17 protein-coding genes and 3 tRNA genes are annotated in these 17,084 nt (G+C 70.5%); 8 read left to right on the top strand and 12 right to left on the bottom strand.

The features are described 5' to 3' along the window. Positions 1-20 precede the first annotated feature (20 nt). The 3 genes from ACEXOR_RS02360 to ACEXOR_RS02370 form a co-directional block, all read right to left on the bottom strand. Positions 21-1,703 carry an ABC transporter permease gene (locus ACEXOR_RS02360; RefSeq protein WP_374847794.1) on the bottom strand — a complete coding sequence of 561 codons (1,683 nt, stop codon included), beginning with the start codon at positions 1,701-1,703 and terminating at the stop codon, positions 21-23. After that, complete coding sequence (locus ACEXOR_RS02365) at positions 1,700-2,524, bottom strand: ABC transporter ATP-binding protein (RefSeq protein WP_374847795.1); 825 nt, start codon at positions 2,522-2,524, stop codon at positions 1,700-1,702. Before ACEXOR_RS02365 ends, ACEXOR_RS02360 begins: the two co-directional genes overlap by 4 nt. A 78-nt stretch (positions 2,525-2,602) precedes the next feature. Next, the gene (locus ACEXOR_RS02370) at positions 2,603-3,661 is read right to left on the bottom strand and encodes an ABC transporter substrate-binding protein (protein ID WP_374847796.1); all 1,059 of its coding nucleotides are present in this window, start codon (positions 3,659-3,661) and stop codon (positions 2,603-2,605) included. 243 nt (positions 3,662-3,904) lie between these two features. Between ACEXOR_RS02370 and ACEXOR_RS02375 the strand changes: the two genes are divergently transcribed. Further along, a complete protein-coding gene (locus tag ACEXOR_RS02375; RefSeq protein WP_374847797.1) occupies positions 3,905-4,921 on the top strand; it encodes a LacI family DNA-binding transcriptional regulator in 1,017 nt (338 codons plus the stop codon). A 37-nt stretch (positions 4,922-4,958) separates the two neighbouring features. Here the strand turns inward: ACEXOR_RS02375 and ACEXOR_RS02380 are convergent, their stop codons facing one another. The 5 genes from ACEXOR_RS02380 to ACEXOR_RS02400 all read right to left on the bottom strand — a co-directional run bounded on the left by ACEXOR_RS02380 (position 4,959) and on the right by ACEXOR_RS02400 (position 9,881). Then, the gene (locus tag ACEXOR_RS02380; protein ID WP_374847798.1) at positions 4,959-5,669 is read right to left on the bottom strand and encodes an SOS response-associated peptidase; all 711 of its coding nucleotides are present in this window, start codon (positions 5,667-5,669) and stop codon (positions 4,959-4,961) included. Between the two features lie 104 nt (positions 5,670-5,773). Then, complete coding sequence (locus tag ACEXOR_RS02385; protein WP_374847799.1) at positions 5,774-6,580, bottom strand: spermidine synthase; 807 nt, start codon at positions 6,578-6,580, stop codon at positions 5,774-5,776. 4 nt (positions 6,581-6,584) lie between these two features. Next, entirely contained in the window at positions 6,585-7,766 is a 1,182-nt protein-coding gene (locus ACEXOR_RS02390) for a winged helix DNA-binding domain-containing protein (RefSeq protein WP_374847800.1), read from the bottom strand. A 78-nt stretch (positions 7,767-7,844) separates the two neighbouring features. Further along, on the bottom strand, positions 7,845-8,756 hold the full coding sequence (locus tag ACEXOR_RS02395) for a DNA/RNA non-specific endonuclease (protein ID WP_374847801.1): 912 nt from the start codon (positions 8,754-8,756) through the stop codon (positions 7,845-7,847). A 123-nt stretch (positions 8,757-8,879) separates the two neighbouring features. Further along, the gene (locus tag ACEXOR_RS02400) at positions 8,880-9,881 is read right to left on the bottom strand and encodes a septum formation family protein (RefSeq protein ID WP_374847802.1); all 1,002 of its coding nucleotides are present in this window, start codon (positions 9,879-9,881) and stop codon (positions 8,880-8,882) included. A gap of 160 nt (positions 9,882-10,041) precedes the next feature. Here ACEXOR_RS02400 and ACEXOR_RS02405 point away from each other — a divergent pair, with 160 nt between their 5' ends. Together ACEXOR_RS02405 and ACEXOR_RS02410 are read left to right on the top strand one after the other, a co-directional pair. After that, positions 10,042-10,569, top strand: coding sequence for a helix-turn-helix domain-containing protein (locus ACEXOR_RS02405; protein ID WP_374847803.1), 528 nt, complete (start codon positions 10,042-10,044; stop codon positions 10,567-10,569). Next, the gene (locus tag ACEXOR_RS02410) at positions 10,566-11,114 is read left to right on the top strand and encodes a VapC50 family PIN domain-containing toxin (protein ID WP_374847804.1); all 549 of its coding nucleotides are present in this window, start codon (positions 10,566-10,568) and stop codon (positions 11,112-11,114) included. Before ACEXOR_RS02405 ends, ACEXOR_RS02410 begins: the two co-directional genes overlap by 4 nt. Positions 11,115-11,202: 88 nt before the next feature. On the opposite strand, the gene ACEXOR_RS02415 is transcribed toward ACEXOR_RS02410, so the two are convergent. From ACEXOR_RS02415 to ACEXOR_RS02425, 3 genes are all read right to left on the bottom strand, one after another. Beyond that, positions 11,203-11,275 (bottom strand) — tRNA-Phe (locus ACEXOR_RS02415). A gap of 60 nt (positions 11,276-11,335) precedes the next feature. Further along, a tRNA-Asp gene (locus tag ACEXOR_RS02420) sits at positions 11,336-11,412 on the bottom strand. A 42-nt stretch (positions 11,413-11,454) separates the two neighbouring features. Then, positions 11,455-11,527, bottom strand: a tRNA-Glu gene (locus ACEXOR_RS02425). Between the two features lie 133 nt (positions 11,528-11,660). Between ACEXOR_RS02425 and ACEXOR_RS02430 the strand changes: the two genes are divergently transcribed. Beyond that, positions 11,661-12,911, top strand: coding sequence for a M23 family metallopeptidase (locus ACEXOR_RS02430; protein ID WP_374847805.1), 1,251 nt, complete (start codon positions 11,661-11,663; stop codon positions 12,909-12,911). An 86-nt stretch (positions 12,912-12,997) separates the two neighbouring features. Then, positions 12,998-14,362, top strand: coding sequence for a M23 family metallopeptidase (locus ACEXOR_RS02435; protein WP_374847806.1), 1,365 nt, complete (start codon positions 12,998-13,000; stop codon positions 14,360-14,362). A 66-nt stretch (positions 14,363-14,428) separates the two neighbouring features. Here the strand turns inward: ACEXOR_RS02435 and ppa are convergent, their stop codons facing one another. Then, entirely contained in the window at positions 14,429-14,920 is a 492-nt protein-coding gene (ppa, locus tag ACEXOR_RS02440; RefSeq protein ID WP_374847807.1) for an inorganic diphosphatase, read from the bottom strand. A 68-nt stretch (positions 14,921-14,988) separates the two neighbouring features. Between ppa and tilS the strand changes: the two genes are divergently transcribed. The 3 genes from tilS to ACEXOR_RS02455 all read left to right on the top strand — a co-directional run bounded on the left by tilS (position 14,989) and on the right by ACEXOR_RS02455 (position 17,041). Continuing rightward, positions 14,989-16,065 carry a tRNA lysidine(34) synthetase TilS gene (tilS, locus tag ACEXOR_RS02445; RefSeq protein ID WP_374847808.1) on the top strand — a complete coding sequence of 359 codons (1,077 nt, stop codon included), beginning with the start codon at positions 14,989-14,991 and terminating at the stop codon, positions 16,063-16,065. Further along, the gene (hpt, locus tag ACEXOR_RS02450) at positions 16,062-16,616 is read left to right on the top strand and encodes a hypoxanthine phosphoribosyltransferase (RefSeq protein WP_374847809.1); all 555 of its coding nucleotides are present in this window, start codon (positions 16,062-16,064) and stop codon (positions 16,614-16,616) included. The genes tilS and hpt overlap by 4 nt, the downstream gene beginning before the upstream one ends. A gap of 68 nt (positions 16,617-16,684) precedes the next feature. Beyond that, positions 16,685-17,041: a hypothetical protein gene (locus ACEXOR_RS02455; RefSeq protein ID WP_374847810.1), complete on the top strand. Its 357-nt coding sequence runs from the start codon at positions 16,685-16,687 to the stop codon at positions 17,039-17,041. Positions 17,042-17,084 lie beyond the last annotated feature (43 nt).

Here is a 17,084-nt window from a genome sequence, read left to right on the forward strand (position 1 = left end):
CGGATGCGCCGGTTCGGCGCTCAGCTCGCCTGCGCCGGCGAGTAGCGCGCCAGCACCGCCCGCTCGGCCCAGCTCACGAGACTGTAGAAGATCAGCGACACCGCCGTGAGGATGGCGGCGGCCGCCCACAGCCCGGTGTAGTCGGAGTGTGCGCGGGAGGCCACGATCTCGTGCCCCAGGCCGTCTCCGGTGGCGAGCCACTCGGCCAGGGTCGCGGCCAGCACGGCGGTGGGAGCCGCGATGCGGGCCGAGGCGAAGATGGCCGGCAGCGTGTACGGCAGCTGCAGCCGCCACAGGTTGCTCCACACCGACGCGTCGTAGCTGCGCATGAGCGTGAAGGCGTCCTTCGGCACCCGGCTCAGCCCGTTCTGGGTGTTCGCCAGCGTGGGGAAGAAGGTCACGATCGCGGTGATCGCCACCACTCCGCCGAGGCCGCGCCCGAGCGCCAGGATGAGCACGGGGATGAGCACGATGATCGGAACCGAGCGCAGCGCGACCGCGAGCGGCGTGAGCACGCGCTCCACCACCGGGAAGGTCACGAACGCCACCGCCATCGCGATGCCGATCACGAGGCCGGCGACGTAGCCCACCCCGGCGTGCACCAGGGTCTCGCCGAGCGCCTTGAGCATCACGGCCTGGTTGGCGGCCGCATCCTCGCCGGTGAACAGGTACTGGAACACGTCGATCGGGGTCTTGCCCACGAACGGCGACATGTCGAACACGATCAGGTAGGCCCACCAGGCCGCGAGGATGACGAGCAGCGAGCCCACCGTCCACGCCACCGTGCGCAGCAGCCGGGTGGCCACCGAGCCGCGGCGCACTGCGGAGGCGGCCTGGGCGGTCGAGATGGAGGCCGACCACGGGGTGAGCCAGCGCCGCAGCAGCCCGAACAGACCGTACGGCACCGCCGCCATCACGGTGGCGATGAGGGCCACCGACCACACCCGGCCGAGCTCGAGCGACATCAGCCCGTTGATCAGCAGCACGCCGAGGCCGGCCTTGGCGCCGATGAACTCGCCGAAGATCGCTCCGAGCACCGCGGCAGCCGCACCGATCTGCAGCCCGGTGAGGATGGCGGGCACCCCCGACGGAAACCGCACGAAGCGCAGCGCGGCCAGCGAGCGCCCGCCCCACGCGGTCACCATCGTGAGCGGCCCGCCGTCGGCGGAGCGCAGGCCCAGCATGGTGCCGACGAGCGTGGTGAAGAACACCGAGAGCGCCGCGAGCACCACCTTCGCGGTGTCGGGGTCGAAGGTGAGCTGCAGCAGCGGGTTCACGGCCACCAGCGGCAGGCAGAACAGCGTCAGCGCGAGCCGCAGGAAGAGCGACTCCAGGGCGGGCAGCTGCACGAACAGCACGGCCACCACCACGGCCGCGAGGTTGCCGAAGAACCAGCCGCGCACGGCCACCCAGGCGGTGGCCTGGAAGGCTCCGAGATAGGTGGGGGCGTCGTCGATCAGGCTGGTGACGATGGCCGAGGGCGAAGCGAGCACGCCGAGTCGGGTGAGCCACAGGTCGGCGGCCACCTCCCACACGATCACGAGGGCCACACTCACCAGCGCGGTGGTGACCCAGCCGCTCACGGCGCTGCGGCGGCCCTCCCGGCGCATCCGGGAGCGTTCGGCGGCGACGGCTGCGGCACGGGCGACGGATGCGGGCGACTCGTCGGTGCTGGGCGCGGGTGCGCCGGCTGCCGTGGTCATGACTCGGCCGGGGCGAGCTCGCCGTCGCTGACGAGGTCGGCGGGGTCGTCGGCGCCGTCGTGGCCGCCGTGCAGCATCGCCGAGAGCTCGTCGCACACGGCGTGGAACTCGGGGCTCGAGAGCAGCTCGCGCCGGCGCGGACGCGGGAAATCGAGATCGATCTCGCCCACGATGCGTCCCGGCCGCGGCGACATCACCACCACCTTGTCGGCGAGGAACGCGGCCTCCGAGATGGAGTGGGTCACGAGCAGCGCCGTGGCGTTCGTGGCCGACCAGAGCTTCTGCAACTCCTCGTTCATGCGCTGCCTGGTGATCTCGTCGAGCGCGCCGAACGGCTCGTCGAGCAGCAGGATCTCGGGTTCGGCGACGATGGCGCGCGCGATGGCGACCCGCTGCCGCATGCCGCCCGACAGCTGCGCGGGGCGCGCATCCGCGAACCCGTCCAGGCCCACCAGGGAGATCAGTTCGTCGATGCGAGCAGCCGGGATGGCGGTGCGCATCACCTGACCGGGCAGCCGGATGTTGTCGCGCACGCTCCGCCAGGGCAGCAGCGACGGATCCTGCAGCGCCAGGCCCAGCCGGTGCGCCTTGCGGATGGCGGCCGGCGACTCGCCGTGGATGCTGACCTCGCCGGCCGAGTACGATTCGAGGTCGGCGAGGATGCGCAGGATGGTCGACTTGCCGCAGCCGGACGGGCCGAGGAGCGCCGTGAACGAGCCCTCCGGAACGGCCAGCGAGACGTCGTCGAGGGCGAGCACGTCGCTCTTCTTCGACGAATAGACCTTCGTCAGGTTGGTGAGGGTGAAACCGGTGCCGTTCACAGCGCCTCCGTCGGATCAGTGGGAGCAGGAGAAGACGCGGTGCGGGGCCGTGGAGGACGGCCCCGCACCGCGTGGGGATCACTGGATGGTGGTCTTGCCGTCGTACACCTCGTCGAGCACCGAGGTGTCGAAGAGCGAATCGTCGACACCGGTGATGCCGAGGGTTCCGAGGGTGGTGACGTTCTTGGCGATGCCGTCGGCCGACATGGTCAGCAGTCCGTTGGCCTTGGTCTCGTCGGTGACGAGGAGGTCCATCTGCAGCTGGGCCTGCTTGGTCTGCTCCTCGATGGTGAGCCCACCGTCTTTCGCGTAGTCGTTCACCGTGAGGTCGACGGCCTCGGTGGGGTCGGCAACGTAGTCCTGCCAGCCCTTGATCTCGCCCTTCAGGAAGCCCTCGATGGCGGCGCGCTTGGTGTCGTCCTGCAGACTCTCACGGGTGACCGCGTACACCTGGGCGTAGATGTCGAGCCCGTAGTCGGCGGTGAGGAAGACGGTTCCCGGCTTGCCGGTGGCCTCCTCGTAGGCGATGGGCTGCTCGGAGTAGAACACCCACAGCCCGTCGACCTCGCCCGACACCAGTGGTGCCACGTCGAAGCCCACCGGAACGCTGGTGACCTTCGAGGCGTCGACGTCGTTCGCGGCGAGCAGCGCCTCCTGGGCCGCCTCGTCGCCCGCGGGCACACCGATCTTCATGCCCTCCATGTCGGCGGGCGTGGCGATCGGCTTGTCGGGGCTGGAGAGGATGGCGAGCGGGTTCTTCTGGAAGCCCGCGGCGATGATCACCAGATCGGCGCCCTGCTCGTTGGCGCGCGCCACGGTGTCGGCGTTGCCCATGCCGATGTCGGCCTGGCCCGAGACCACGGCGGCCATCGAGTCGACGTCGGGGCCGCCGGGGAGGATGTCGACGTCCACGCCGTTCTCGGTGTAATAGCCCTCCTTGTCGGCGACGTAGCTGCCGCCGAACTGCACGAGCGGAATCCAGGAGGTCTGCAGGGTGAGCGGCGTGGGCTCGCTGCCGCCGTCGGAGGTGCTGCCGGTGGAGGAGGAGGCGCAGCCGGCCAGGACGGCCAGGCTCAGCGCGCCGGCGGCGGCCGCGAGCAGGGCTCGGCGGGCGCGGCGGGTGGGGGACAGGATCATGGACGTTCTCCTTGGGTCACGGGGGAGGTGCGGTGCGGGAGGGGCTGTGTCGCAAACCGTTTTGCGGAAGGTGCGTGGCCACGACCCTACGGCGTGACTGTTTCGGTGCAATTTCCCGGTGTTTCCGGGGTGTAAACGACGGGGCCGCGCGCCCGGGCGCCCGGCGGGCACCGGTGCAACACGTTTTGCGAAATCACCCATCCGTGGTTCTGGGCGGCCGTCTCGCTCAGCTACTCTGAGGGCGTGGACGAGCGAACCCGGCCCTGGACGATGCAGCAGATCGCGACTGCCGCGGGCGTCAGCGTGACCACCGTGTCGCACACGCTCTCGGGAAAACGGCCCGTGCATCCCGACACCGCCCTCCGCATCCGCCGCCTCGTCGACGAGCACGGGTACGTGCCCGACGCGGGTGCCCGGCGGCTCAAGTCGGGTCGCAGCAACGTGATCGGGCTGGCCGTGCCCGACATCTCGCACTGGTACTTCGGGCGCATCGCCCGGGGGGTCGAGGAGATGGCGAACGAGCACGACTACGGGCTCCTCATCGCCAGCACCTCGAACTCCGACCCCCGGCGCGAGAAGCGCTACTTCAATCTCCTGCGCACCCGGGCGATCGACGGTCTGGTGTACACCGCGAGCCGCGAGATCGCGCCCTCCGACGAGCTCGCCTCGATGGTCTCGGCACCCTCGCCCATCGTGCTCGCCGACGAGGACATCGACGAGCTCGGCGGCCTGCCCTCGGTGACCTCCACGAACTACTCCGGTGCGCGCGACCTCGGCCGCCATCTCCGTGAACTCGGGCACACCAGGGCGGTGATCATCGCGGGGTTCGCGGGGTTGCACTCCACGGTGCAGCGGGTGCAGGGCATCCGGGAGTCGTTCCCCAACGCGCTGGTCATCCACGGCGACTTCGAGATCCGCTCCGGCTACGACCTCATGTCAGACCTGCTGGCCCACGAGGTGCGGTTCACCGCCGTCTTCGCGTGCAACGACTTCATGGCCATCGGAGCGATCAGCAGGTTGCGCGAGGCGGGACTGCGGGTTCCGGATGATGTGTCGGTGGTGGGGTTCGACGACGTCGACATGGCGTCGGTGGTGACACCCGGGCTCACCACGGTGCGGCAGGACATGCTCGAGATCGGCCGGCAGTCGGCCCGGCTGCTGCTGGAGGGCATCGCCGCCGGAACCATGGCCGACGTGCAGTCGGTGCGTCTGCCCGTGCAGCTCGTACTGCGCGGCACGACCGGTCCCGTGCGCCCCTGACCCAATCCCGCCCGCTACCGCCGGCTTCGCGTGGGCGTCAGACGGCGATCGGCTCGATCAGCGTCGCGTCGCCCTTGGGCACCGAGGAGTCGCGCACGTTGTTCACCCGCTTGGAGACCGGGTACGTGGTGATCGTCGACGCCACCACGAGCGATGAACGGTCGATCAGCGCGAGCATCTCCTCCTTCTCGTCGGTCTTGTCGAGCTTGAGGGGCTCGACCCAGTGCTCCCAGGTGTCGGGGGTGAGGAAGACCGGCATCCGGTCGTGCACCTCGCCGGAGGCGTCGGCGGCCTCGCGGGTGATGATGGTGAACGACACCGACCACTCCTCGCCCTCCTTGCGCACCTCGTAGAGCCCGGCCGCGGCCAATATGCTCTCGGGGGCATGGATGTAGTGGGGCTGCTTGCCGGTGGGGGTCGTCTCCCATTCGTAGTACCCGTTCATCGGCACGATGCAGCGCCGCTGGGCGAAGGCGTTGCGAAAGAGCCCGTTCGTCGCCACACTCTCGAGGCGGGCGTTGATGGGTGCCGGGCCGCCGGGCTTGGCCCAGGACGGCTTGAGGCCCCAGGCGGCGGTGTCGAGCTGCCGTACGAGCTCCCCGTCGATGAGACGTTCGCGCACGATGGGGGCGTGCTCGGTGGGGGCGACGTTGTACGAGGGCCGCCAGTCCTCCAGGCGGCCGCCGCGCGCCACGAACTCGCTGATCAGCTCATCGGTCTCGGCGCTCATCGCGAATCGGCCGCACATGAGGTTCCCTTCGTCGGGGTGGTCTGGGGACACGCCCTGGTGCCCATTGTGCTCCCGGGGGCCGACATCCGTGGTTCGGTGTCTGCGCGGGCGGGGGCTCCGGGTCAGCGCAGCTCGGCGAAGGCGGGGTCGTCCGAGTGCACCACAGCAGCCGGATGCGGCCCCGCACCGCGCAACTCGGTGGCCAGCCCGGCCAGCTCGGGGTGGTTGCCCGGCCGGGGCGCGCTCGACGCGACGATGACGGCGTTGCCGGCACGCGCATCCGTCACCACCGATGCCGGGCCGAACACGATCAGCTCGCCGAAGGCCTTTTCGAGGGCGGCGAGCTGGGAGCGGAGCGCCGGCAGCCCGTCGTCGTCGGCCACGTTCACCACGAGCAGTCCGTTCGGCGCGAGGAGATCAGCCAGCGCGCGGAAGAACGCGGGGGTACGCAGGTGCGGCGGGGTGGTGGTGCCGCGGTACAGGTCGCTCACCACGAGGTCGGCCTGCCGCTTCGGCAGGGTGGACACGGTGCGGGCGGCGTCGCCGGGGTGCACGTGCAGCCGCGTTCCGGCGGGCAACGGCAACGACCGCAGCACGAAGGGAACGAGGTCGTCGGCCAGCTCGGCCACGTGCTGCACGGATGTCGGACGGGTGGCCTGCACGTAGCGGGGGAGCGTGAGCGCGCCGGCCCCGAGGTGCACGGCGGTGACGGGGGATCCGGGCATCCGGAACCGGTCGATCACCGTGCCGATGCGGCGCACGTAGTCATGGAAGAGGTTCGCCGGGTCACCCAGGTCGACGTGCGACTGCGCCGTGCCGCCGATCGTGAGCTCGAACGTGCCCGGCACGAGCGGGTCGCGGCGGATGACGGCCTCGTCGCCGGTGGCGCGCAGGACGGTGCGGGCCACCACTGCGTCGTCAGCAGGCACACCGTCAGTCATCGGCCACCGCGGTCGTGGTCGCCGGCGCGATCACCAGGGGCAGCCCCAGGAACTCCGCGTACCGCGCGAACGCCCGCTCGAACCCGCGGAGCTCCGTGGCGGAGGGCGTCGAGAACGGTTCGGGCGTCACCGTGACGGCCTTCGCGGCGATGCGCCGCCGCCACGTTCCGACGATCGCCCCGCGCGACACCAGCATCGGCAGGAACATGCCGTTCTCGCCCGGCACCACCCGGCCGCTGTACTCCTCGGCGAGCGCGGGCTGGCGGCTGCGGTAACCCAGCAGGTACTCGTCGAACCCGGGCAGCACGAGCTGAGCCGGCGGCGTCCGCCCGGGCTGCGCCAGCCCGGAACCGGCATCCGCACCGACCTCTACCAGGTACGTCGAGGCGCGCCCGAGGTCGACCTCCTCGACCCGATCCCGGATGCGCCCGAGCGCCGCAGTGGCGTCCGCCACCAGCAGCTTGCTCCACCAGCAGAAGTCCTTCAGCGTCGTGGGGCCGTGGCCGCGGACGTACCGCAGCAGCAGTTCGTCGTGCGCGTCATCCGGAGACCACTGACGGGTGGCGGGGGCCCACTCGTCGAGCAGCACGAGGGTCTGCTGGGTGCGGCCATCGTCCATCGGCCCCCAACAGATGAGGCCCTCGTGCGCGAGCAGCCAGATGAGGTGCATGCCGCGCTGGCCGGAGGGCTCGAGACCGGCCGCTTCGAGCGCCGCGGTGAACTGCTCGCGCGTGGCCCGCCCCCTGCCCCGCAGCAGCCCGGTGGCCACCTCGCGGGCGCGTTCGACCGTCGGCTGGTCGATGCCGAGCCCCCGGTGCCTCGATGCCGCACCCGCCACCGTCCGCGCGGCGGTGATCGAGAGGAACCCGCGCAGATCATCGGGCGCGATCAGGTGCAGCGTGCCCCGCATCGGCCACGACCGAACCACGGATGCGTCGTCCAGCGCCGCGAACACGTCCTCTCGCGTGCTCCCCGGCGTTCGCACCCCGAGCGCCCAGACGCCCTGGCCGAAGTCCTGCGCCTGCGTCGCGAGCATCCGCCGCGCGCTCGCGGCGACCCGCGCGCTCCCGCCCGCTGCGCCGGCCTCCGGCCCACCGGCCGGCGCCAGCCACTGCGCTGCGAGCCGCCGCCTCAGCAGCTCCCGCTCCGCCTGTCGCGCACCCGCCGTGGTCATGCGCCCAGTATGCCGCCCCCCTCCGACCCCGCGACGATCCACCCCGGCACCTCACTCACGGGCTCCCCGGCCGCGGATTCAGAACCGCAGCTGCCCGGCGTCGGTCAGCTCGATCCACACGTCGCGATGCAGCGCCACCGAGGCCGCCACCGGTGCCAGCACGTCCGCCCTCACGAGCGGCCCGAAGTCGAGCCCGGTGAGCTCGGCGAGGTCGGCGACCGGAACCTGGAACGTGCGGAACGCCCCGAGCGGCGGCGGAGCATCCGGAGCCTCGTCAGCGCGCGCCAACCCACCCGCCACCCGTTCGTCGAGGTCGATGCCGCCGAGCTGCGGCGACTGGTCGAGCAGGTATCCGCTCGCCCGCAGCCGGCCGCCCGACGCCCACGCCGCCACTTTCCAGAACAGTTTCGGGATGCGCACGCCCCGGTACTGCACGTCGTCGTCGCCGAACACCGGCCCGGTGAACACGCTCAGCCGCAGCCGGTTCACGCTGGCGTAGGCGAGCACCAGATCTTCGAGCCCGTTCCACAGCTCGAGCGACTGGTTGAACTCGGCCGCCTGGGGAGCCGCGTTCGGGTAGCTGAAGGTGTCGAAGTTGGCCTGCGACGCCAGTTCGGCATCACCCCACACCGGATCCCGCCGCCGCACGAGATGCCCCCGGTCGAGGTCGTTCTGCGCATACAGCTCGGGCGCGGCCTGCTCGGCGGCGTCGACGCGCTCGTCGAGATGCCAGTCGTCGCCTCGCCCCAGATCGAGCAGGCTCCCGCCGTCGATGTTCACACCGGTCGCCGCGGCGAGCCGCCTCTCGGCATCGAGCAGCACCGTGAAGTGCACGTAATCCAGTCTCCGGATGCGCCCCGCCGCCGCGTCCTCCCGCGGCCCCGGCAGCGGCACCCCGCCCCCGCCTCCGCTTCCATCCGGGCGGCCGTCAGCCCCGGCGCCCCCGTCATCCGCACCCACCCCGAGAAACCCCGCGTCGTATCCGCTCATACTCCGAGCCCACCACGCCCCACCGACGCCGCAACCCCACCCCCCCAAGAGTTCACCCACCGCGCCGGCACCGTATCTGGCTCCGCTGCCCTCCCGTGTGGCGCAGCAGCCTGAGCCGCCAGGTCAGCGCTGCGCCCCCGCGAAGCTCGCCGTCACGAGCGCAGCCGGGTCGCGCACCACGCAGAGCTCCGAGCGCTCACCGGCCGCCCATTCGATCTCCCCGGGCAGGCGCGAGCTCACCTGAAGAGAACTGCCGTCGACCGGATGGCCGATGAACCCCGCGAAAGCCGCCTCGCACCCGGGCGGGGAGACCGAGGCGAACCACGACGCATCCGGGTACCCGGCGACGGGAGCCTCGGGGAGGGCGACCTCGGCGAACACCTCGCCGTGGTGCGGCTGGTCGCACGCGACGATGGTCGGCGCCCCATCCGCGACCGGATCGCCGTCGAGCAGGCAGTCGCCCACCGTGAGGTGCACCCCGTCGGCGCCACCACCGGCATCCGGTGCGCCGATCGGCAGCTGGTTCGCCACCCAGACCACGACGACGGCCGCGCCCAGCAGCGCCACCGAGACGCCGATCGAGGTGCGCCGACCGATTCGGCGCCCACGCAGGGCGAGCAGAATCGGGAAGACCCCCGCGGCGGCGAACAGCAGTCCGAGCGCCAGGTCGACGGCGTTCGAGGCGAAGATCCTGCCGGTCACGACCTGCTGCTCCCAGAGCCGCACCCAGAAGGCCGGGTCGGCGAGGGCGGCGAACGGCGACACGGGGCCCGCCGGCATCCCGGATGCGTATGCCGACGCACCGGCCCAGAGCGCACCCGCGGCGACGCACGCGATCACGCCCACCACCACGATCACGGTGATCGCCCGCGCCCCGCGAGCGGAGACCAGGCCACCGCTGCCGCGCGTGAACAACCACACCACCGCCAGGGCGAACAGGTAGGCGATCAGCGACGAGATGATTCCCACGCTCGCCAGCAGCACCCAGCAGACCACCGCGACCGGCACTGCCGCCGTCGCCGACCAGACACCCCGGCTGAACGACCCGCCCGACCGTCGGCGCACTCCACGACCGAGCGTCGGGATGTCGGGCTGGATCCAGTCCCGTGGGCCTCGCTGTGACATGGTTCCCCCGCATCGCGCTGCAACCGGATCGGGCAGCGCTCGCGAATATGGCCCCCGCACGCGAACGGCACCTGAACGCCACCCGACGAGCACGAATCCGTCGAACGTTCCCAGGTGAATCGAACGACATCCTTTCGAATATTTCGAATATGATGCAGCCATGTCCAGCGTAACCCAGAGCACTTCGTCGGCTTCGAAGGCCCACACCTACCTACCCGACGCCTCGTCGCAGGGCGAGATCGTCGATTTCGCCAACACTCTTCGGCAGCTGGAGACCTACCTGTCGGCCGGTTTGGGCAGAGCGGCTCTCATCGACCCGGCCGGCGTCCTGAGGTCCATCCCCGACGAGATCTTTCGAGCGCTGGAGCAGGTAGCCAATGCTCTCGCCAATGGGAACGGGGTGACAGTGGCGCCGTACGGCATGCAGCTCACTACGCAGGAGGCTGCGGATTTCCTCGGCATCTCGCGTCCCACACTCGTGAAGCTGCTGGAGAGCGGTCAGATCCCCTTTGAGTTGAGGGGTCGCCACCGCCGCGTCACTCTTCGCGACATCGTCGACTACCAGGCCCGGTTCCGGGTGGAGCGGAGGTCGTCGTTGGACGAGTTGGCTCGCGCGGGCCAGGGCGCCGTTCCCACCGAGCGGGGAGTGCCTGAACTGGACCGCATGCACGGAGACGAATCTGCGTGAGCTTCCCGGCCTTCTTCGACACGAATGCCCTCTACGGCTCTTGGCTGAACGATCTGCTGCTACGCCTGGCCGATCGAGGGGCCTTCCGTCCGTTGTGGTCATCCGACGTGATGGAGGAGCTTCGCCGCAACCTCGTGAAGAACGGCGTCGTCCCGGATTTCGTGGACAAGCGGCTGGCCACGATGGTCACGTACTTCCCCGATGCGATGGTGAGTGGCTATGACGACCTGGTCGACGGGATGACCTGTGATCACAAAGACCGCCATGTCCTGGCTGCGGCCGTGCGTGCGAACGCGGAAGTCCTCGTGACATTCAACACGAAGGACTTTCCGCCCGGTTCGGTCGCGCCGTTCGACATCGAGGTGGTCCATCCCGACGACTTCCTGCTCGACCAACTCGACCTCTTTCCAGGTCTGGTCGCGACCGTGCTCAAAGAGCTCATCGCGGTGTACGAGAACCCGAAGATCACGATGGACCAGCTGTTGCAGTCCCTGTCTCGGGCCGGAGTGCCCAAGTTCGCCGGAGATGTTCCGCGATTCCTGTGATCATCGCAGAACGGAGATGAGGGCTGCACTGGCCGAGGTGCGAAAAGTAAGAAACCCCCACCATGTAGAAGCTAGGCGGGGGTTTCAGTGGCTCCGACGGGCGTCGATCCCGTGACCTCACGATTTTCAGTCGTGCGCTCTACCAACTGAGCTACAGAGCCGAAGTGGCGAAAAGCGCCGCTTCGAGCGAAAAGCCCTTCCGATTGGAAGGGCTTCACGCCTGGCGACCCTGACGGGACTTGAACCCGCGACCTCCGCCGTGACAGGGCGGCACGCTAACCAACTGCGCTACAGGGCCTTACTTGTGTTCCTATTGTATGTGTTGTCGCACTGGAGCTTGTGACCCCAACGGGATTCGAACCCGTGCTACCGCCGTGAAAGGGCGACGTCCTAGGCCGCTAAACGATGGGGCCGCGGCGCGACAACTCGTCGAGTATGCCACATCCTCGACGCGGTCGCCAATCCGGCCCCGTCGGGCCCAGTTCGGCACATGCGGGGGGATGTGCCGGACATCGACGCGCGGCCGGGTTAGATTCGCAACCAGCTATGAGCATCGACCACATCCCCACCGGCCGTCTGCGGGCGCGACGACGAGTCGTCGCCGCCCTGGTGAGCAGTGCCGTCGCCGTCGCGGTGGTGTTCGGCGCGGGCGCCGCCCCCGCGTTCGCCGACGACTACCCCACCTGGGACGACGTGAAGAACGCCCAGGCCGACGAGGAGTCCAAGAGCCAGGAGGTCACCCGCATCCAGGGCCTGATCTCCGAGATCGACGCCCAGGTGACCGAGGCCCAGGCGGTCGCCACGCAGCGCGGAACCGAGTACCAGGCGGCCCAGGAGAAGTACGACACCGCGAACTACGTCGCCGCCGAGCTCGAGCAGCAGGCCGCCGACGCCGGAGTCGCCGCCGCCGCATCGAACCGGCAGGCCGGCCAGCTCGCGGCGCAGCTCTCCCGCACGGGCGGCAACGACCTCAGCATCAACCTGCTGGTGGGCGGTGAGCAGTCCAGCGACCTGCTCTACCAGCTCAGCGCCATGTCGAAGCTCGCCGAGAAGACCTCGCAGATCTACGCCAAGGCCCAGCAGGACACCAACACGGCCGCATCGCTCACCGCCCAGGCCGAGGTGGCGCGTGACGAGCTGAAGGGCCTGGCCGACGCCGCCCAGGAACTGCGCGACCAGGCGGTCGCCGCCCAGCAGTCGGCCGAGGCGGCTCTCGCCGAGCAGCAGGACCACCAGGTGGAGCTGAACGCCCAGCTCACGGTGCTGCAGGAGAACCGCGTCGCCACCGAGGCCGACTTCCAGAAGGGCGTCGACGCCCGTGCCGAGGCCGCCCGCGCCGCCGCAGCGGCCGGCCTGTCGACACTCCCGTACATCGCGGCCAGCGGCTGGGCCAGCCCGTTCCCCGGCGCCTTCTCCTCCGACGAGTACGGCATGCGGGTGAACCCGGTGTCGGGCGCCTACCTCCTGCACTCCGGCATCGACCTCGTCTACAACGGCGGCACCTGCGGAGCCACGGTCTACGCAGCCGCCGAGGGCATCGTGAACTACGCCGGCTGGAACGGTGGCTACGGCAACTTCATCCAGATCGACCACGGCGGCGGCATCGCCACCGCCTACGGCCACAACACCACCCTGCTCGTGGGCAACGGCAGCTACGTCTCGGTGGGCCAGCCCATCGCCTACGCCGGCACCACGGGCAATTCGACCGGATGCCACGTGCACTTCGAGGTGCGCCAGAACGGCACCGCCATCAACCCGCGCCCCTTCATGGCGGCGCAGGGCATCGAGTTCGGCTGATCCATGGCCCGCTCGTCCACCTCCTCCCGTCGCCGGTGCGCGGCGACCCCCACGAACGAGCCCCCGACCCCGGAACGAGCCCGACGATGAGCACAGCCCCGCCCGACACCACCTCCGCCGGCACCCTGAATCCGGATGCCGCACCAGCCGAGCACGCGAGCAGCCCGGCCAGGCGGTCGCCCGTCCGTCGCCCCCTCCCCACGTTCTTCGCCGCCCTCCTGCTGGTCTTCGGCATCGTCTTCGTCGACGTGCTCCGCGGTTCGGAGTCGGCCTCGGCCATCGACTACCCCTCCTGGGAGGACGTGCTCGCCGCCCGCGGCAACGAGTCGGCCAAGCAGGCCGAGGTCGAGCGCATCCAGGGCCTCATCGGCCAGCTGCAGTCGGAGGTCGAGGCGGCTCAGCAGTTCGCCGCCGTGAAGGCCGACGAGTACTCGGCCGCACAGCAGTCGTTCGACACCGCGACCTTCCGGGCCGACGAGCTCGACCGCCAGGCCGCGGAGGCCACCGCGCGGGCCGATCTCTCCAACGCTCAGGCCGGCCAGCTGATCAGCCAGCTCTCCCGGGCGGGCGGCACCGACCTCACGCTCAACCTCATCGTCTCCGGTGACGGCTCCGACGACCTGCTCTACCAGCTGGGCGCGATGAGCCAGCTCTCGCAGCAGACCAGCCGGCTCTACGAGCAGGCCGCTCAGGATCGCAACACCGCTCAGGGTCTCACCGACCAGGCCGTCGTCGCGCGTGACGCCCTCGAGGGTCTCCGCGACGCCGCCGAGACGGCCCTGGCCGCGGCTCAGGACGCGCAGGCCCAGGTGGAGAGCGCGCTGGCCGAGCAGGAGGCCCAGAGCGTGGTGCTCGACGAGCAGCTGAAGGCGCTTCAGGCGAGCACGGTCAAGACGGTGGCCGACTACGAGGCGGGGGTCGCCGAGCGCAAGCGCCTCGAGGAGGAGGCCCGCCAGCGGGCGCGCGAGGAGGCCATCCGGCGGGCGCAGGAGGCCGCCGCGGCGGCCGGCAACGGCGGCGGTGGTGGTTCTTCCGGGCCGATCCCCTCGGTCGACGGCTGGACCAGTCCCCTCGCCAGCTGGCGGGTGTCCGACGAGTGGGGCCAGCGCTTCCACCCGATCTACCTCGAGTGGCGGCTGCACGCGGGCATCGACCTCGTCGCCCCCGGCGGCACCTGTGGCGCGCCCGTGTACGCCGCGGCCAGCGGCACGGTCAGCCAGGCCAGCTACAACGGCGGCCTCGGCAACTCGGTCACCATCAACCACGGCGGTGGCCTGACCACCGTCTACGGTCACAACAGCTCGCTCACGGTCGGCCGCGGCCAGTCGGTGGGCGTGGGCGAGCTCATCGCCCTCGCCGGCACCACCGGGTCGTCGACCGGATGCCACGTGCACTTCGAGACCCGTGTGAACGGCGTCTCGCAGAACCCGCGCAACTTCGTGGGCTTCTAGCCGCACCCGGAACGCCGAACGCCCCGCCTCTCGAGATGAGAGACGGGGCGTTCGCACGATCAGAGGTCAGTGCCCCTCTTCGGCCAGCTTCGCGATGCCGGCCTGCACGATGGCGTCGGCCTCGGCCGCGTCGCCCCAGCCGTCGATCTTGACCCACTTGTTGGGCTCGAGGTCTTTGTAGCGGGCGAAGAAGTGCTCGATCTCGTTGCGGGTCTGCTCGGGAACATCCGAGATGTCCTGGATGTGCGCCCAGCGCGGGTCCTTGTGGGGAACCACGACCACCTTGGCGTCGGAGCCGGCCTCGTCGCTCATGTTGAGCACGCCCACCGGGCGCACCTTCACACCCACGCCCGGGAACACGGGGTACTCCAGCAGCACCAGCGCGTCGACGGGGTCGCCGTCCAGGCCCAGGGTGTTCTCGAAGAACCCGTAGTCGGTGGGGTAGACGAAGCTCGTGAAGAGCACGCGGTCGAGGTACACGCGACCGGTCTCGTGGTCGACCTCGTACTTGTTGCGGCTTCCCTTGGGGATCTCGACGACGACGTCGTACTCGGCCATTCTCCACTGCTTTCTCGAGGGGGCCACGGCGCCGGATGTGCGCCGCGAAACTGCAATAACGTTACTGGATGCACCTGCCAGATCGCCGCCCGCGTCTCACCCCGGCCATCGCCGACGTGCGTCGAGCGGTGCGCGACGCCCTCACCCGGGTCGAGGGGGTTCCGGATGCCGGTGCCGACCTCCTGGTGGCGCTGAGCGGCGGCCCCGACTCCCTCGCGCTCGCGGCCGCGACCGCTTTCGAGGCGCCGCGGGCGAACCTCCGCGCCGGTGCCGTCATCGTCGACCACGCCCTGCAGTCAGGATCCGACGTCGTGGCATCGACGGCCGCGCGCCAGGCGACGGAGCTCGGGCTCGACCCTGTGATCGTCACCCGCGTCGAGGTGCAGCACGGCGCCTCCGGGCCTGAGGCTGCCGCCCGAACCGCTCGCTACGCGGCCGTCGACGCCGCACTCGCCGCCACGGGGGCCCGAACGGTGCTGCTCGGTCACACCCTCGACGACCAGGCGGAGACCGTGCTCCTCGGTCTTGCCCGGGGCTCCGGCGCGGTGAGCCTGCACGGGATGGCGGTGACGAGCGAGACCGACGCGGGCGCGCGCATCCGCCCTCTCCTCGGGCTGAGGCGGCAGGTCACGCTCGACTTCTGCGCCGATTCGGGGCTGCAGCCGTGGCACGACCCGCACAACGTCAGCCCCGACTTCGCCCGGGTGCGCGTGCGCGCCGAGGTGCTGCCGCTGCTCGAGCGTGAGCTCGGGCCGGGCGTGGCCGAGGCGCTCGCCCGCACGGCCGAGCAGCTGCGCGAAGACGACGACACGCTGCACGCGATCGCCGTCGAGACCATCGAAGACCTCGTGGAGCACGCCGAGGCGGGTATCGCGGTGTCGGCGGGCGCGCTGGCCGCGAATCCGCCGGCCCTTCGCAATCGCATCATCCGGTACGTGGTCGACAGCGAGTTCGGGGTGTCGCTCTCGCGGGCCCAGACCCTGGCCGTGGCGGCGCTGGCCACCGACTGGCACGGCCAGAAAGGCGTCGATCTGCCAGGGATTAGAGTGGTGCGGCGAGGCGCACTGCTGGAGTTCGCGCGCGCCGCCACCGACCGGCAGTCCACCGATGCCGGCGGCATCCCCGGGCAGGAAGAGACCGCATGAACATCGACGACGTCAGCTCCGACATCACCGAGGTGCTGCTGACCGAGCAGCAGATCGCCGACAAGATCGCCGAGCTCGCCCGCCGCATCGAGGCCGACTACGCCGACGACGACAACCTGCTGCTGGTGGGCGTGCTGCGCGGCGCCGTGATGGTGATGGCCGATCTCGCCCGCGAGCTCCGCATCCAGCTCAACATGGACTGGATGGCGGTGTCGTCGTACGGCTCCGGCACGCAGTCCAGCGGTGTCGTGCGCATCCTGAAAGACCTCGACACCGACCTCACCGGCCGCAAGGTGCTCATCGTCGAGGACATCATCGACTCGGGCCTGACGCTGTCGTGGCTGCTCGCGAACCTGCGTTCGCGCGGCGCCGCGTCGGTGGAGATCTGCGCGCTGCTGCGCAAGCCCGAGGCCGTCAAGGTCGAGATCGACGTGCGCTACGTGGGCTTCGACATCCCGAACGCCTTCGTGGTGGGCTTCGGCCTCGACTACGCCGAGCGGTACCGCAACCTCAAGTCGATCGGTGTGCTCGCCCCGCACGTCTATTCCTGAGTGATGCTCGACTCAGCGGGCGAGGTGCGCTAGCATCGGCGAGGGGTCGGGCCCGAGAGAGGTCTGCCATGCGTGCTCGAACTGCCGTCCCCGCCCTTCTGCTCACCGCCGCGCTGGTCGCGGCTGGGGCCCTTCCTGCTGAGGCGTACGCCGATCCGCGCGCCCCGCAGTGCACGGTGCCCGTGGGCCCGGTGCAGACCGTGGTGGTGGGTGAGCTCACGGCCCTCACCGCACGATGCACGAGTCCGAAGGGCGGCGCGCTCGCGGCCACGGCGCTGAACGGCACGGTCGCGATGACCTTCGGGCTGCTGCTGTACCGGGCGACCGACGCATCGTGGGGGTACGACAAGATCACCGTGCATCTCGCCTCGGAGGGGCCGACCGGACCAGGCGCGACGGTGCTGGTGCGGGTCGTCGAGCCCTGACGGGCGTCTCGTTACGCCCACGGGGAACACGGAGGCCCCGCTC

Source organism: Herbiconiux liangxiaofengii, assembly GCF_041927335.1.
In the GTDB taxonomy this organism is placed as follows: Bacteria; Actinomycetota; Actinomycetes; order Actinomycetales; family Microbacteriaceae; genus Herbiconiux; species Herbiconiux liangxiaofengii.